The organism is Kocuria cellulosilytica, assembly GCF_040981245.1.
GTDB classification, from domain to species: domain Bacteria; phylum Actinomycetota; class Actinomycetes; order Actinomycetales; family Micrococcaceae; genus Kocuria; species Kocuria cellulosilytica.
The window spans coordinates 1-568 of sequence record NZ_JAVFWZ010000098.1; the positions used below are offsets into that span (position 1 = coordinate 1).

The 568-nt window shown below is 74.6% G+C and carries 1 protein-coding gene; it reads left to right on the forward strand.

All coding sequences use genetic code 11. The annotated features are described in order from the left end of the window. On the forward strand, nt 1-521 hold a 521-nt coding region (locus tag RCG67_RS17185; RefSeq protein WP_368828020.1), incomplete at its 5' end, for an RluA family pseudouridine synthase. Between the last annotated feature and the right edge of the window lie 47 nt (nt 522-568).

Sequence of the window (568 nt, forward strand, 5' to 3'; positions counted from 1 at the left end):
TCGACGTCGGCACGTCGGGGCTGATGGTCGTGGCCCGCACCGAGCGCGCGTACACCGCGCTCAAGCGGGCCTTCAAGGAGCGCACGGTGACGAAGGTCTACCACACCGTGGTGCAGGGCCTGCCGGACCCGCTGCGCGGGACCGTCGACGCCCCGATCGGGCGCCACCCCGGCTACGACTGGCGCTTCGCCGTGGTCGAGGGCGGGCGCCACGCGGTCACCCACTACGAGGTGCTCGAGGCGTTCGGGCGAGCGACCCTCGTCGAGGTGCACCTGGAGACCGGGCGCACCCACCAGATCCGCGTGCACTTCTCGGCGCTGCGCCACCCGTGCTGCGGGGACCTCACCTACGGGGCGGACCCCGCGCTGTCCGCCGGACTGGGCCTGACCCGGCAGTGGCTGCACGCCAAGGGGCTCGGCTTCGAGCACCCCGGGACGGGGGAGCCGGTCGAGTTCGGGAGCCCGTACCCGGCGGACCTCTCGTTCGCCCTGGAGAGCCTGCGGGACGGCGGGCCGGCCTGATCCGACGCGGCCCCGGCGACCCGGAGCGGTCGGTGCGGGCGACTACA